Consider the following 13,543-nt stretch of genomic DNA (forward strand, 5'->3'; position numbering starts at 1 on the left):
CAAAAAGTAACGTTTGCGGATTACTGCCCAAGAATAAGTTATCAATAACCAGTTTGTGATCTCTGAAGAATATTACTAAAGTTATAATGTAATCCGATTTAAATATCGAGTCTCCTTGTTTCGACTTAAGCTGGCAATTGGATTGCCAGCTTTCTTTTAACGCATTGAAATTACCTGAGTAAATAACTCATTCATGTCTTCAGGTTTTTATATAGCGTCTGGAGACACGGATATTTATGCAATGTAATCAACGCCAGTTGCAAAAAAATGAACCCGGATTACTTATTTAACCGCCCATAGCATCAACGCTTACGGAACTCTTTGTTCACTTTCCCACAGCACTTTTAAAACATTAAACCTGACTACGGAAAATATCAGCCATGATAATGTTTGAAATGGCTAATTTGCCATGGAGTGAAAAAAATTAGATGAAATTCAGTAGGTTGAAATAATCACTAGCAGGTAATTATTTCAATGATAGTGCGCAATTGATCTACAACTCCGCGTAGCGGAGAGAGTATTAATCGGATCATAGTCACATCAAGTGACTATGATCCGGGTGACAACCGGGATAATTATTGCTGCTTAACGAACAAACTGGCGAAGCTGAACAGGCTGGCGGCGCTAAATATCAGTTCAATTCCCACCAGTGTGGAAACCAGCGTTACAGACACCATCGGCGTTGCACCAAGGAATATCCAGGCAATGACGATATCCAGCACACCAATAACGAGCTGTAGCCAGCTGCCTTTCATTGAACGCTGACGATACCAACTCATCAGGCGAATAACCCCTGCAACACAGAACAAACCGGCAATAAATGCCGCAATGGCAAAAATGCCCAGCTCCGGTGCGCGGATGAAGAAATAGCCGATCAATAAATAGGCGACTGCGACGAGGAAACCGGATAATACCGGCCAGAAATTATGACTGCGGTTGCTGAATAACCCGACAATAAGCGCAATACCCGAGCAGATTAATAATGCACCCACTACTGTGCTTAAAATATCGCCAGAGACGAACGGGAAACTGATACACAGCAACCCGACGATAAACAGCAGCACGGCAATAAACTGGATTGCTCTGCGATGTTTTTTAAGCATCTCCAGATCAAACTTCAAAATTGTTGCCTTATCTATATATAACATAGAACCACCCTATAAAATTAAGAAGAAAATCCCCTGCTATCAATCTATGCCAAAAACGCGTCTAAGAATGCAGTCGATTTAATAAAAATTTCCTAATTGCAGTATCTGATGCATCTGTAACTCATTGTATTGAAATAAAAATATCTGATTTTGATATTTTCCATCAACATGACATATACAGAAAACCAGGTTATAACCTCAGTGTCGAAATTGATTCGTGACGGCTCTTTCACTTTATAGTTGAGGATATTACGATGAAAAAAGTATTAGGCGTTATTCTTGGTGGTCTGCTTCTTCTGCCAGTTGTGAGCAATGCAGCGGATGCGCAAAAAGCAGCTGATAACAAAAAACCGGTCAACTCCTGGACCTGTGAAGATTTCCTGGCTGTGGACGAATCCTTCCAGCCAACTGCAGTTGGTTTTGCTGAAGCGCTGAACAACAAAGATAAACCAGAAGATGCGGTTTTAGATGTTCAGGGTATTGCAACCGTAACCCCAGCTATCGTTCAGGCTTGTACTCAGGATAAACAAGCCAACTTTAAAGATAAAGTTAAAGGCGAATGGGACAAAATTAAGAAAGATATGTAATTCCGGGAATGCGTTACATCGTACTTCCTTGCATATTGAACAGGCCGGAATATCTTCTTTAAAAGCAGCTATTCCTCCTGTTCATATATAATCTCTATATTGAATGGGTTACAAAATGAATATTTCATCTCTCCGTAAAGCGTTTATTTTTATGGGCGCTGTAGCGGCTTTGTCACTGGTGAACGCACAATCTGCGCTGGCAGCCAATGAATCCGCTAAAGATATGACCTGCCAGGAATTTATTGATCTGAATCCAAAAGCAATGACCCCGGTTGCATGGTGGATGCTGCATGAAGAAACAGTATATAAAGGTGGCGATACCGTTACTTTAAATGAAACCGATCTCACTCAAATTCCTAAAGTGATCGAATACTGTAAGAAAAACCCGCAGAAAAATTTGTATACCTTCAAAAATCAAGCATCTAATGACTTGCCGAATTAATGAGGTACAAGTAAAAAGGAGTAGCAAGTTGAGCCATCTTGCTGCTCCTTTTTGCATTTTTATATGACAGCAGAATTTATTATACGTCTTATACTCGCGGCAATTGCCTGTGGCGCTATTGGCATGGAAAGGCAAATACGCGGCAAAGGAGCAGGGTTACGCACACATGTATTAATTGGCATGGGAAGCGCCCTGTTTATGATTGTTTCGAAATATGGTTTTGCTGACGTGCTGTCTTTAGATCACGTCGGACTGGACCCCAGCCGTATTGCTGCTCAGGTGGTGACGGGCGTCGGGTTTATCGGTGCAGGTAACATTCTCGTTCGTAACCAAAATATTGTAGGTCTGACGACTGCAGCGGATATCTGGGTGACCGCCGCCATTGGTATGGTTATTGGCAGTGGTATGTACGAACTGGGTATTTATGGTTCAGTGATGACCTTGCTGGTGCTGGAAGTCTTCCATCAATTAACCTTCCGCCTGATGAACAAAAATTACCATTTACAGCTGACACTAGTGAACGGTAATACGGTATCAATGCTCGACTGGTTTAAGCAGCAAAAAATAAAAACTGATTTAGTTTCGTTGCAGGAAAATGAAGATCATGAAGTGGTCGCCATTGATATCCAGCTTCATGCCACAACGTCGATAGAAGATCTGTTGCGATTATTAAAAGGTATGGCAGGGGTGAAAGGCGTTTCAATTAGCTAATCTGTATAGTTATTTATTCGCAGGAGTACCAGTGCGGTACTCCTGTTGCTTTTAATGATCGAGGACGATCAGTGGTGAATGGTTGGCAGGATCTTTAAGTACGGTAATATCCGCGCCGTAGAGCATTGTCAGCGCCTGCTGTGTCAATACGTCCTGTGGTTTACCATTTGCGATAACCTTTCCTTTTTGCATTAATACAACACGGTCTGCATAACGCGCGGCAAGATTTAGATCGTGCAATATGCAGCAGACATTGAACTGCCGCTCGTGAACTAACTGGCGTAATAAACGAAACAAGTGCTGCTGATGGTGAATATCCAGCGCCGAAGTTGGTTCATCAAGAAATAACCATTTCGGTGAGGGAGTAGGTTCCCAGAGTTGCACCAGCAGGCGCGCTAGTTGCACGCGCTGTTGTTCACCACCGGATAATTGCCGATAGTCGCGGTTTGCTAACGCCTGACAGTCACATAACGCCATTATTTGTGCTGTTTCATTATCCTGATTACCAGTACGATGCGGATGCTGCCCCATCTGGATAACTTCTTGTACGCTGAATGGAAACGCCATGTGGCTATTTTGACGCATCACGGCCCGGTGTTTCGCCAGTTCAGTAATCGACCATTCATTTAATGGCTTATTAAACAACCGACATTCGCCGCTATCAGGTTGAAGATAGCCGGTTAACTGGCGAAGCAGCGTAGATTTTCCCGCACCATTAGGGCCGAGAATTGCAACAATTTCCCCACCGGGAAAAGTCAGCGAGACATTATCAGTCAGACGCCGCCCCTGAAGGCTATAAACCAGATTCTGGGCGCTGATCATGTGATCCTCCGATTTCGCAGAATCAACCACATAAAATAAGGGCCACCAAGCAGGCTGGTTAATAATCCTACGGGCATTTCTGCTGGCTGTACCAGCGTGCGGGCAAGCGTGTCTGCCATCAGCAATAAACAGGCTCCGGCGAGGGCGGAACAAGGGATTAGCCAGCGGTGATTTGCTCCGGTAGTCATGCGAATCAGATGCGGGATCACCAGGCCAATAAAGCCGATAATGCCGCTTACCGATACGGCAGCACCAACGAGCAGTGAGCTCACTAACAGTAATTGCTGGCGTTTACGCTTAACGTTCACGCCGAGGTAATGAGCTTCTTCATCACCGAGCTGCAGTAAATTCAGCGTTCCGGCGAGACTAGTTGTTGCGATAATGGCCGGAAGGATGAATGAACTGGCAACCAATAACGTCGGCCATTGCGCCTGTCCAAGATTGCCCATCATCCACAATGTGAGTTGTCGTAGCTGCTGCTCATCGCCGATATAGCTCAGGATGCCGATCGCTGCGCCGCACAGGGCATTGATGGCGATACCGGCGAGTAATAATTGCATCATGCTGCCATCGCGATGGCGCTGCGTGATGAGAAAAATGATGGTGCAGACCACTAAACTTCCGGCAATGGCAAACATCATTTGCTCATAGAGCACCAGCACCACTGGGAAGGAGAAGGGCAGCACAATAGCAACGCCAACCATTAATGCAGAACCGCTACTGACGCCAAGTAATCCTGGGTCAGCCATTGGGTTGCGAAAAAGCCCCTGCATAATTACCCCTGCGGTTGCCAACGCTGCACCTACCAGCACCGCCAGCAAAACCCGTGGTAGACGAATATTGAGCCAGATATCGCGGTATTCCTCATCAAAAAGGGCATCAAAACTGATCTTTAACGCTCCCTGACTAGCACCGAACAGCACTAGGGCAAGCAATAATAGTGATAGCCCCATAAAGACCCTGGCGGATGAAAATGAATCCTTGTGCACGCAAAACTCCGTTACGACATTACGGCGCGGACATGCCGCGCCGGGGTATCACGCCGGTTTCAGGTCCGGTTCAATCAGACTGTAGACCTGCTGGTTAAGTGCTGGCGCATTTGCTAGTTCATGGATATGTGCGGCGACATCGGCACGGCGGACAAAACCATGACACTCCTGATTTTGTACCCGTTGTGCTTTGCCTGTTGCTGCGCCGTCAAGCAGACCACCAGGGCGGAGAATGGCGTAATCAAGCTGGCTGGTTTGCAGCCAGCTTTCCGCCAGCGTTTTTTCCCGTACCGCCTGACCAAACGCAGCCTTTGCCCGCTCCGATAAAAACGGCCAGCTATCGCCGCATCCCAAAGAGGTCACCAGAATCATGCGACTGATGCCGGCCTTTTCGGCCTCATCAATCACTGTTCTGTGCGCCAGATAATCCTGAGCTCCTCCCATTGTGGAGATGATAAGCGCATCCGGGCCAGCTGCGCGGCAAGCAGCCGCGACTACGCTGGCATCACAGGCGTCGCCTGTAAAAACCTGTACGCCTTGTTGCGCCAGTTTCGTGGCGGCATCGGCATGACGAATGACAGCAACGACCGGACGTTGTTCCGCCAGCGCCAGTTCAAGCGTTCTGACACCCACACCTTTTCCGCCTGCGCCAAAGAGTAGCCACGGCGTCATCAGGCGTGTTCCTTTAACGATGCCGCCAGAGTATGGAAGGCGCTGACTTGTTCGCTCAGGAGCTGACGATGGTCATCCCTACCGAGGAAGATTTTCAGCATGGCGCTGCCTTCCTTATTGAAAAAGAGAATGGACGCGGTGTCCATGCCCATAAATTTACGTTCGATAAAGGCAATATGCGTGCAGTTTTCTGCTTTGATATGCTCGGACATGCCGTGCTTTCCGCGTAGGTTGAAATAGCCGTGGCGATGGAAACCCGAAGGCAGTTCGCCGCTAAATTCGAGGATTACATCGGCAGTATGTACTAACGTGGTGACGTTGCCCCATTCGCAGACGGTATCCCAGACAGTATCGAATTTATCGCCTGGCACTACGGTAGAGAAGGGTAGATTTCTCACTACCTCCAGCAGTGTGGTGTTGTATTGTTCGGCTACCACTTCCAGCGTACCGTCCGGCTCCGTTTTCAAAAATTCTTGTAACGAGACATGGCTCATAAATCACTCCTGTTATGGTTTTTCACGCACAATCGCTGGCGCATTAAGTACCTGAATTAGTTCATTAAGAGACTGCAAAATATTGCTTGCCCAGAAACGACCTTCATTAGTCAGCCGCAGGCAAGTTGAAGCATCGCGACTTAAGCCTTTTTGGTGCCATTGAGCCAGTAACGGCGCGAGTTTTTCGGCATGTGGCGTAAGTTCATCCAGCGGTACGCGCGCTGTTTCAACACCTGACTGCAAGGTATGACGCCATTGCGCATTACGTTCGGCGTTACGCATGATCATCATCAGCGGTTTTTTGCCTGCCGCGACGGATTCATGCCAGGTCTGAAGATTGCGTTCGTTCATCCAGGAGTAATCATTAATCGAACCGCCGGCTCCGGAACCAAAGGCCAGACAATCGGCACCTTGTTTTATCAGCAGGTTATAGAGATTGCGTTCGCGTGTGGTACGGCCCCAGTGGCTGTTACTAATACAGCGCCAACCGGCTTCGTCCATGAAGTCACACCCTTGCAGATAAAGATCGCGACGTTCTGCCGGAGAGGGCACGGTAGTACGCCCATTTTCCACGGCCTTGCCCAGCGGTGTATTGGGCAGGACATTGAGCGCATAGAGATCGACGCCGTCGAGACCGATATCGCGGGCAATAGCCAGATCTTCTCCCCAGGTTTGCGCATCCTGACCCGGCAGGCCAAACAGCAGGTCACAGACCACCGCAGCACGGTCACGTTTGACCAGGCTTTCCATAAACGCAATAGCGGTTGGGCCATCCGAGGTGCGGGCCATTTTCTTGCGGATTTTGCTGTTAAACGACTGGATACCAATTGAGAAGCGGTTTGCTCCTGCATCAAGGCAAGCATCGATTCGCTCAGCGTCAAAATTCAATACCCGTCCTTCGATAGTAATTTCACAATCAGGGGCCAGTGGCAGCTTTTCTCGTAATGTGGTGATGATTCTGGCCAAATCGTGTGCCGAAAGTGCGGAAGGCGTACCGCCACCGAAATAGACCGCGTGGATGGGGGCAGACTGATGCAATACGCTGTCCGCTTCCATTTCTATTTCACGAATCAGGGCGTCGGTATAATGAGTACACGCATCTTCATTAAAACGGTTCTGATAAAAGCCACAAAACGTGCAGTGTGTCGCGCAAAAAGGAATGTGTAGGTAAACCAGTCGCTTACGAGGTGATACCGTTTGATTGAGCATCTCTTGCCAGGTTAGTGCCAGTTGCTCTTTGGCAACCGGAATGGCTCCACGAAACGGCATCATGGCGCGCCTGTCTTTAAATGGCTGATCACCGTCTAAAGCAAAATGTGGCGTGAGATCCAGGGTGTTAATTGCGTTCATTCGTCTGATTTAAATCCATTTATTGCGGCCAAAGCTGCTGGTGTAAAGACTCAACGACATCAGCAATACGCGGACCCATTCCCAGAATCAGGTTTTGATCAACGGTGATAATGCGCTGGTTTTTCCATGCGGCAGTGTGGGTAATTCCAGCAATAGAACGTAGCCGATTAATATCGCCATCAACCATTTGTGAGGTTACGACAATCACTTCTGGATTAGCCGCAATCAGTGATTCTGCACTGTAGCTTTTGTACTGCTGGTGGGGAGCGACGTTTTCTGCTCCGGCAAGCGAAAGAATGGCGTCCGCGACGCTGCCTTTACCGGCAACTTGTGGCGCACTTCCGCCCGCGGAGAGAATAAACATGGCTTTAACCGGGGCTTTTTTGGCCGCCACGTTTTGCTGTACTCGCTCCAGGCGTTGGCTGATTTTTGTCACCAGTGCCTCGCCTTGTTCAGGAACCTGTAGCGTTTTTGCCAGTTGGCGAATGTTGGCGTACATCTGCTGAAGGGTGGCAGGCACACGCGGCAGGGTGACGACGTTGATTTTCTGCGCTCGTAGTTGGTCGAGCACAATTTGTGGCCCGGCATCCTGCCAGGTAATTACGCTATCCGGGCGAAGTGACAAAATGCCTTCGCTGCTGAGTTGTTTCCAGTAGCCAATATGCGGCAGTTTGGCGGTTTCTGGTGGATAAGATGTCGTTTCATCGACACCAACCACGCGTTCGCCAGCGCCCATCGCGTAGATTAGCTCCGTCAGCGATCCTCCTGCGACCACGATACGTTCGGCAGCCGTTACGCTAAAAGCCCAGCTAAGAGCCAGTACTGCCGTAAACAATTTTTTTCGTTTTACTGCGGTCTTCGCGGCAGAGGCCACGGCTGAAATACATAACGTCAGTGGGGAAAAAAGAAACGGCCTGGTGATGATCCTTGGCATAATGTGAGAACTCTTATCAAATTGAGAATGATTATGATTATCATTTGAGTTATATATGAAATACAACCGTCGATTCAATACGCAAGTCGTTACAAGCGTATTTATTTTTGATTTTTATCAAGATGCTTCGTCAGCTAACGTTCTTGTTACCGACTAAATTTCATCGCGGGAAAAAGCTGAGAACCCAGAGATATCGAGGCTTGCAGAGCAAAGAGAAGAAAAAATTATCACTGTTAACGACAAAATTTAGTGATGAGGCATGGGGGGATAACCATAAAAACAAGGTGGTTTACAGGGCGCAGGATAGGTTTCATAACCCCCTGTTTATTGTGTTAATGGTGGTTAAAAAAAAACTTGATCATAAAAAATTGATCGATAATAATTCTCATTATCACGTTTGCATTTAACAAAACACGACCATATGGATAACAAAACCATAGCATTTGCAAGGGATAACGCACAGCTCTCTTCACTCCTGATGGGGCATATCGTTTTGCCTGACAAAGAGGGCGTGCTTTTGCGTAATTGCCGAGTTATCAGGCAATTTCATGGGATATAAACGCCTGTAAACTCACCCGGCGAATATTATCGCTCTGAATTTTAAATAAATTTATTTTTCGCCAGCCACCCCGGTATTAACCCAGGCAGCCAGCATTTTTTATTTTCCTCATGGAGAATCGCTATGTCACGTCCGCAATTTACCTCGTTGCGTTTGAGTTTGTTGGCCTTGGCTGTTTCTGCCACCTTGCCAACGTTTGCTTTTGCTACTGAAACCATGACCGTTACGGCAACGGGGAATGCCCGTAGTTCCTTCGAAACGCCTATGATGGTCAGCGTCATCGACACTTCCGCTCCTGAAAATCAAACGGCTACTTCAGCCACCGATCTGCTGCGTCATGTTCCTGGAATTACTCTGGATGGTACCGGACGAACCAACGGTCAGGATGTAAATATGCGTGGCTATGATCATCGCGGCGTGCTGGTTCTTATCGATGGTGTTCGCCAGGGAACGGATACCGGACACCTGAATGGCACTTTTCTCGATCCGGCGCTGATCAAGCGTGTTGAGATTGTTCGCGGACCTTCAGCATTACTGTATGGCAGTGGCGCGCTGGGTGGAGTGATCTCCTACGATACGGTCGATGCAAAAGATTTATTGCAGGAAGGACAAAGCAGTGGTTTTCGTGTCTTTGGTACTGGCGGTACGGGGGACCATAGCCTGGGATTAGGCGCGAGCGCGTTTGGGCGAACTGAAAATCTGGATGGTATTGTGGCCTGGTCCAGTCGCGATCGGGGTGATTTACGGCAAAGCAATGGTGAAACCGCGCCGAATGACGAGTCCATTAATAACATGCTGGCGAAAGGGACCTGGCAAATTGATTCAGCCCAGTCTCTGAGCGGTTTAGTGCGTTACTACAACAACGACGCGCGTGAACCAAAAAATCCGCAGACCGTTGAGGCTTCTGAAAGCAGCAACCCGATGGTTGATCGTTCAACAATTCAACGCGATGCGCAGCTTTCTTATAAACTCGCCCCGCAGGGCAACGACTGGTTAAATGCAGATGCAAAAATTTATTGGTCGGAAGTCCGTATTAATGCGCAAAACACGGGGAGTTCCGGCGAGTATCGTGAACAGATAACAAAAGGAGCCAGGCTGGAGAACCGTTCCACTCTCTTTGCCGACAGTTTCGCTTCTCACTTACTGACATATGGCGGTGAGTATTATCGTCAGGAACAACATCCGGGCGGCGCGACGACGGGCTTCCCGCAAGCAAAAATCGATTTTAGCTCCGGCTGGCTACAGGATGAGATCACCTTACGCGATCTGCCGATTACCCTGCTTGGCGGAACCCGCTATGACAGTTATCGCGGTAGCAGTGACGGTTACAAAGATGTTGATGCCGACAAATGGTCATCTCGTGCGGGGATGACTATCAATCCGACTAACTGGCTGATGTTATTTGGCTCATATGCCCAGGCATTCCGCGCCCCGACGATGGGCGAAATGTATAACGATTCTAAGCACTTCTCGATTGGTCGCTTCTATACCAACTATTGGGTGCCAAACCCGAACTTACGTCCGGAAACTAACGAAACTCAGGAGTACGGTTTTGGGCTGCGTTTTGATGACCTGATGTTGTCCAATGATGCTCTGGAATTTAAAGCCAGCTACTTTGATACCAAAGCGAAGGATTACATCTCCACGACCGTCGATTTCGCGGCGGCGACGACTATGTCGTATAACGTCCCGAACGCCAAAATCTGGGGCTGGGATGTGATGACGAAATATACCACTGATCTGTTTAGCCTTGATGTGGCCTATAACCGTACCCGCGGCAAAGACACCGATACCGGCGAATACATCTCCAGCATTAACCCGGATACTGTTACCAGCACTCTGAATATTCTGATCGCTCACAGTGGCTTCTCTGTTGGGTGGGTTGGTACGTTTGCCGATCGCTCAACACATATCAGCAGCAGTTACAGCAAACAACCAGGCTATGGCGTGAATGATTTCTACGTCAGTTATCAAGGACAACAGGCGCTCAAAGGTATGACCACTACTTTGGTGTTGGGTAACGCTTTCGACAAAGAGTACTGGTCGCCGCAAGGCATCCCACAGGATGGTCGTAACGGAAAAATTTTCGTGAGTTATCAATGGTAATCATCTGCCCCGATATTTCGGGGCATTTATCTGGAAGGAAGAGAGACAATGAACCACTACACACGCTGGCTTGAGTTAAAAGAACAAAATCCCGGAAAGTACGCGCGTGACATCGCAGGGTTAATGAATATTAGAGAAGCAGAACTGGCATTTGCACGCGTCACGCACGATGCGTGGCGGATGCACGGCGATATCCGTGAAATTCTGGCGGCGCTCGAAAGTGTTGGCGAAACCAAATGTATTTGTCGTAATGAATATGCAGTCCATGAGCAAGTTGGTACGTTCACAAACCAGCATTTGAACGGACATGCCGGATTGATCCTCAATCCGCGCGCGCTGGATTTACGTCTGTTTCTCAATCAATGGGCCAGTGTTTTCCACATCAAAGAAAACACGGCTCGTGGCGAACGCCAGAGTATTCAGTTCTTTGATCATCAGGGTGATGCATTACTAAAAGTTTATGCCACCGACAATACCGATATGGCGGCATGGAGTGAGCTTCTGGCACGGTTTATCACCGATGAGAATATGCCGCTTGAGTTAAAAGCCGTTGATGCGCCAGTTGTTCAAACGCGAGCCGATGCCACTGTGGTCGAGCAAGAGTGGCGGGCGATGACCGACGTTCATCAGTTTTTTACGTTGCTAAAGCGCCACAATCTGACGCGCCAACAGGCGTTCAATCTGGTGGCAGACGATTTGGCCTGCAAAGTATCCAACAGTGCGTTGGCGCAAATTCTTGAATCTGCACAGCAGGATGGTAATGAAATCATGGTGTTTGTTGGCAACCGTGGCTGCGTACAGATTTTCACTGGTGTGGTAGAAAAAGTGGTGCCAATGAAAGGTTGGCTGAATATTTTCAACCCGACGTTTACTCTTCATCTATTAGAAGAGAGCATTGCTGAAGCCTGGGTTACCCGTAAACCGACCAGCGATGGCTACGTAACCAGTCTGGAATTGTTTGCCCATGATGGTACGCAGATAGCGCAACTTTATGGTCAACGTACAGAAGGCGAACAGGAGCAAGCGCAATGGCGTAAGCAAATTGCTTCGCTGATACCGGAAGGCGTTGCTGCATAACGTATAATTAACGGGAGGTCTGGCTATTTATTGCTGGGCCTCTTTATATTGATCAATCGTTCACACCAGATAATCAATATGCTGATGGCGTACCAGCTCATTGATCCGCTTAAGATTGAGGATCATCATGATATTGTGTTTATGGCAGTAGAACGTTTTTAGCGATATTTTCAGTTTCTCCAGAATATCTTCCGTTGTCATTTGATTCGCAATGCAGCTCAGAACCTGATGTTGCTTGCGCGAAAGTGACACATTCGCTTCAGGCACGGAGCAGTAACTGCCATTGATGAGTGCGACAAAATCAATGATAGTGATAGTCCGCGGAACAAAGGTCACCGGCACTTTCCCCAGGCAGCGTTTAATATTAAAGGGGGAGAAAATAATGACATGGACAGGTTTTAATCGTTCGATTTGAGTGAGAAAATTAGAATGAAATACATTATTCATTAATGTATCAATAATGACGAAGGCATTCTGATGCAACATTACGTCGATCTCTTCTTCGTTCTGTATATGAACGACATTACCTTTACTCAGAATGTTTTTCATCGCGGTGAAGAACATCGTATCCCTGGTAATTATAAGAAACATAACCGACTCCTGGTGCGGACATTAACTTTATAATCAGTTTGCCAAAGGTAATTAACAGGACAGGGCTTATAATAATAATAGTTAGCTTACTGTATATTAATTTTATGTAATACATGATGCAGATGCTGAGAAAGCATCTGCATCTTTCGGTGGTGTTATTTGACCAGCTCAGGTGTTACCTGACTCACCGCATTGGTGTAGTAAGGCGCACCCCAGCCCGGTTCCGGCCAGAATGCACCATAGCCGTAATCCCACAGGTTATAGGTGGTATTAACTACTTCTCTCAAATGCCACACCTGGATGCCCTGCATATTCACTTCCAGGAAGTTATACGGGACTTTATTGATAAAGCCTGGTTGTTCACCCTGAATGGTACCGAGGATGGTAACAAAGTGATTACGATAGTTCACTGGGTCAAGGAAGCCGCTTTGTCTGGCGAGCAGTCGGCCCTGATAGTTGGCTTCAATATCAGGCTTCGCATAGCTATCCAACGGTAATACAGCGATTTCTAACAACGTATCCGTTTTGCCATTGATAACGTTGATAACCTTCCCACCAAAGCGCGCTTGTTGACCAACATATAACCCCGGCTGGTTATGAACAGCAACAAAACTTTTTTGAATATCAGGTTGGTTATTGCCTTTGATATTTTGCGGAATTGAACTACATGCGGCAAGCAAAAATGAAAGGCTGAGTATGAGTGCACCTTTTGTCATGTTCATGTTACTATCCTTATCAACAAATATTAAAACCATAATAGATATTTCTTTATAGTTTTCATCTGATTCTGAGGCGATATGCCTGATAGTAACGTAAACCTGTCTGATGTTTATATCCCTTCTGTTTAGTTCAATTCCGTTATTTTGGGGCGTGGCATGAGTATCCATCGCCCCATAATATAATCCTTTGTTTTTAACTCACATAAAATCTATTTTTATTCAATGATTATAAAGTGCTAATAATAAATATTATGGTATTATATTCTGGGTGATGCTGCCAACTTACTGATTTAGTGTATGATGGTGTTTTTGAGGTGCTCCAGTGGCTTCTGTTTCTATCAG

14 protein-coding genes are annotated in these 13,543 nt (G+C 47.1%); 5 read left to right on the top strand and 9 right to left on the bottom strand.

Going from position 1 to position 13,543, the window contains the following annotated elements; genetic code table 11:
• Positions 1–575 precede the first annotated feature (575 nt).
• Complete coding sequence (hdeD, locus tag OQV04_RS20480; RefSeq protein ID WP_000965672.1) at positions 576–1,148, bottom strand: acid-resistance protein HdeD; 573 nt, start codon at positions 1,146–1,148, stop codon at positions 576–578.
• A 254-nt stretch (positions 1,149–1,402) separates the two neighbouring features.
• On the opposite strand from hdeD, the gene hdeA reads away from it, so the two are divergent.
• From hdeA to OQV04_RS20495, 3 genes are all read left to right on the top strand, one after another.
• A complete protein-coding gene (gene hdeA, locus OQV04_RS20485) occupies positions 1,403–1,735 on the top strand; it encodes an acid-activated periplasmic chaperone HdeA (RefSeq protein WP_000756550.1) in 333 nt (110 codons plus the stop codon).
• Between the two features lie 115 nt (positions 1,736–1,850).
• The gene (hdeB, locus tag OQV04_RS20490; protein ID WP_001298717.1) at positions 1,851–2,177 is read left to right on the top strand and encodes an acid-activated periplasmic chaperone HdeB; all 327 of its coding nucleotides are present in this window, start codon (positions 1,851–1,853) and stop codon (positions 2,175–2,177) included.
• Positions 2,178–2,240: 63 nt separating this feature from the next.
• A complete protein-coding gene (locus OQV04_RS20495; RefSeq protein ID WP_024216292.1) occupies positions 2,241–2,888 on the top strand; it encodes an MgtC/SapB family protein in 648 nt (215 codons plus the stop codon).
• Positions 2,889–2,939: 51 nt separating this feature from the next.
• Here OQV04_RS20495 and OQV04_RS20500 read toward each other — a convergent pair whose 3' ends face one another.
• From OQV04_RS20500 to shuT, 6 genes are read right to left on the bottom strand one after another with little or no spacing between them, the layout of a single operon-like run.
• Complete coding sequence (locus OQV04_RS20500; protein ID WP_032281782.1) at positions 2,940–3,710, bottom strand: heme ABC transporter ATP-binding protein; 771 nt, start codon at positions 3,708–3,710, stop codon at positions 2,940–2,942.
• On the bottom strand, positions 3,707–4,699 hold the full coding sequence (gene shuU / locus OQV04_RS20505; protein ID WP_032281781.1) for a heme ABC transporter permease ShuU/ChuU: 993 nt from the start codon (positions 4,697–4,699) through the stop codon (positions 3,707–3,709). Before shuU ends, OQV04_RS20500 begins: the two co-directional genes overlap by 4 nt.
• 48 nt (positions 4,700–4,747) lie before the next feature.
• Positions 4,748–5,371, bottom strand: coding sequence for an anaerobilin reductase (gene chuY / locus OQV04_RS20510; RefSeq protein ID WP_096959936.1), 624 nt, complete (start codon positions 5,369–5,371; stop codon positions 4,748–4,750).
• Positions 5,371–5,865, bottom strand: a complete 495-nt coding sequence (gene hutX / locus OQV04_RS20515) for a heme utilization cystosolic carrier protein HutX (protein ID WP_032281778.1) — start codon at positions 5,863–5,865, stop codon at positions 5,371–5,373. The genes chuY and hutX overlap by 1 nt, the downstream gene beginning before the upstream one ends.
• 12 nt (positions 5,866–5,877) lie before the next feature.
• Positions 5,878–7,215 (bottom strand): heme anaerobic degradation radical SAM methyltransferase ChuW/HutW, encoded by a 1,338-nt coding sequence (gene hutW, locus OQV04_RS20520; protein ID WP_032281776.1) that lies wholly within the window; start codon positions 7,213–7,215, stop codon positions 5,878–5,880.
• A gap of 19 nt (positions 7,216–7,234) precedes the next feature.
• Complete coding sequence (gene shuT / locus OQV04_RS20525; RefSeq protein ID WP_032281775.1) at positions 7,235–8,149, bottom strand: heme ABC transporter substrate-binding protein ShuT; 915 nt, start codon at positions 8,147–8,149, stop codon at positions 7,235–7,237.
• Between the two features lie 682 nt (positions 8,150–8,831).
• Between shuT and chuA the strand changes: the two genes are divergently transcribed.
• The gene (gene chuA, locus OQV04_RS20530; RefSeq protein ID WP_274446667.1) at positions 8,832–10,814 is read left to right on the top strand and encodes a TonB-dependent heme/hemoglobin receptor ChuA/ShuA; all 1,983 of its coding nucleotides are present in this window, start codon (positions 8,832–8,834) and stop codon (positions 10,812–10,814) included.
• 48 nt (positions 10,815–10,862) lie between these two features.
• Positions 10,863–11,891 carry a hematinate-forming heme oxygenase ChuS gene (chuS, locus tag OQV04_RS20535; protein WP_032281773.1) on the top strand — a complete coding sequence of 343 codons (1,029 nt, stop codon included), beginning with the start codon at positions 10,863–10,865 and terminating at the stop codon, positions 11,889–11,891.
• 60 nt (positions 11,892–11,951) lie between these two features.
• On the opposite strand, the gene OQV04_RS20540 is transcribed toward chuS, so the two are convergent.
• A complete protein-coding gene (locus tag OQV04_RS20540; RefSeq protein WP_000478621.1) occupies positions 11,952–12,482 on the bottom strand; it encodes a helix-turn-helix transcriptional regulator in 531 nt (176 codons plus the stop codon).
• Positions 12,483–12,637: 155 nt separating this feature from the next.
• Positions 12,638–13,204 (bottom strand): outer membrane lipoprotein Slp, encoded by a 567-nt coding sequence (gene slp, locus OQV04_RS20545; protein WP_001057453.1) that lies wholly within the window; start codon positions 13,202–13,204, stop codon positions 12,638–12,640.
• Positions 13,205–13,543: the final 339 nt, after the last annotated feature.

Source organism: Escherichia sp. Lx600-2, from assembly GCF_036662595.1.
In the GTDB taxonomy this organism is placed as follows: Bacteria; Pseudomonadota; Gammaproteobacteria; order Enterobacterales; family Enterobacteriaceae; genus Escherichia; species Escherichia coli.